The organism is Methanobrevibacter sp. 87.7, from assembly GCF_002208625.1.
Taxonomy (GTDB): Archaea; Methanobacteriota; Methanobacteria; order Methanobacteriales; family Methanobacteriaceae; genus Methanarmilla.
The window spans coordinates 1-2,113 of record NZ_MRCT01000225.1 but is presented as its reverse complement, the minus strand read 5'-3'; the positions used below and the strand labels follow the sequence as shown (position 1 = coordinate 2,113).

2 protein-coding genes are annotated in these 2,113 nt (G+C 27.3%); both read left to right on the top strand.

The window, feature by feature from the left end; genetic code table 11:
* The first annotated feature begins 205 nt into the window (after positions 1 to 205).
* A complete protein-coding gene (nifS, locus tag BGI41_RS07830; RefSeq protein ID WP_088540140.1) occupies positions 206 to 1,429 on the top strand; it encodes a cysteine desulfurase NifS in 1,224 nt (407 codons plus the stop codon).
* A gap of 90 nt (positions 1,430 to 1,519) precedes the next feature.
* Positions 1,520 to 1,915 (top strand): Fe-S cluster assembly scaffold protein NifU, encoded by a 396-nt coding sequence (nifU, locus tag BGI41_RS07825; RefSeq protein ID WP_088540139.1) that lies wholly within the window; start codon positions 1,520 to 1,522, stop codon positions 1,913 to 1,915.
* Positions 1,916 to 2,113 lie beyond the last annotated feature (198 nt).

The window sequence follows — 2,113 nt, the reverse complement described above, 5'->3', positions numbered from 1 at the left end:
ATCATTAAATATAATATAACCATAGTTATAAAATATAACACGGGTTATATATTTTCTTTTTTATAAATTTTTTAATAAAATTTACAAAAAGATTTATATATAGGATAATTCATAATAACTATAGTTATAAAATATAACACCTGTTATATTTATTATATGAATTAAGATCAAAATTATTTTGTTATTATTAGGAGGAGAATTTATGATATATATGGATAACTCAGCTACTTCACCAGTAAATCATGAAGTATTTGAAGAAATGAAACCATACTTTGAAAAAGATTTTGGTAATGCTTCTACTTTATATGAATTAGGTAGAATTTCTCAAAGGGCAGTACATCATGCACGTGAACAAGTAGCAGATTTAATTAATGCTAATGTTGATGAAATTACTTTTACAAGTGGGGGTACTGAATCAGATAATATGGTATTAAAAGGTGTTGCTTTAAAACAACATGCTAAAGCTACTGAAGATAATGCTAAAAACCATATAATTACTACTACAATTGAACATCCAGCTATATTGGAAACTTGTCATTTCTTAGAAAAATATGGTTTTGAAGTTACATATGTACCAGTAGATTCTGAAGGTATTATAGATTTAGATGCTTTAGAAAAAGCAATTAAAAAAGAAACAATTTTAATTACTGTTATGCATGCTAATAATGAAATTGGTACTATTGAACCAATTAAAGAAATTGGTGAAATTGCTCATAAACATGGTGTTTTATTCCATACTGATGCAGTTCAAAGTGCAGGAAAAGTACCAATTGATGTAAAAGATCAAAATGTTGATTTATTATCAATTAGTTCACATAAATTATATGGGCCTAAAGGTGTAGGTGCAGTATTTATTAAAAAAGGAGTAAGATTAGAAAAACTTATTCACGGTGGAGGTCAAGAAAAAGGTCTCCGTTCAGGAACTGAAAATGTCCCAGGTATTGTTGGATTCGGTAAAGCATGTGAAATTGCTAAACGTGATATGGAGAAAAACAATGCTCATTTAACTAAAATTAGAGATAGGATTATTAAAAGAGTAACTGAAGAAATACCTGAAGCATATGTTAATGGTAGTTTAGAACATAGATTACCTAATAATGTACATTTAAGATTCTCAGGTATTGAAGGTGAATCTTTATTATTAAGACTTGATGCTAAAGGAATTCAATCTGCAACTGGTTCTGCTTGTTCTTCAAGAAAATTAGAACCTTCTCATGTATTAACTGCAATTGGATTAGAACCTGCATTAGCTCATGGTTCTTTAAGATTATCTTTAGGTATGGAGAATAAATACGAAGATGCTGACTACGTTGTAGATTCTATTAAAGAAGTGGTTGATGGATTAAGGAAAATGTCTCCATTATGGGATTACAAAAACTCAAAATATATTGAAATTGATGCTATGATGTATATTAAATCTAATATTTAATATACTAATTAGATATTGTTAAATAAATTGATTAAAATAAATTGTATTGTTTAAACTTATAGATTATTATTTATTATTGAAGGTGAGAATATGGAAGAATATAGTGATAAAGTTATGGATCATTTTGCACACCCAAGAAATACTGGTGTAATTGAAAACCCTAGTGGTGAAGCTACTGTAGGAAATCCAACTTGTGGAGATTTAATGACATTTTATATTGATGTTGATGATAATGATGTAATTAGGGATGTTAAATTTAAAACATTTGGATGTGGTGCAGCTATCGCAACTAGTAGTATGATTACTGAAATTGCAGTTGGTAAAACTGTAGATGAAGCATATAAAATTACAAGGAAAGATGTTGCATATGATTTAGACGGATTACCAAAAATCAAAATGCACTGTTCAAACCTTGCTAGTGATGCTTTACGTGCTGCTATTGATGATTACAGGGCAAAAAAAGCTAAAAAAGAAGAAAATGCATAATTTTTCTTTTTACAGCCAGAAGTTGTAGTTAATATTTGGATTAACACATAATTTATCACCTTAATGTTATTTCAATACAACTTTTGGCTTTTTTTTATTTTAATTTCTTTTCTATTTTTCTAGGTTTATTCTAATTTTTGTTTTATTTTAAACTTTTAAATAAATATTTTATATTAAATGATTTTTCTTATTTTTATT

Bases quoted from the DNA above. Each gene is read 5' to 3' on its own strand.
- nifU (WP_088540139.1), top strand. From the start codon at position 1,520: ATGGAAGAATATAGTGATAAAGTTATGGATCATTTTGCACACCCAAGA.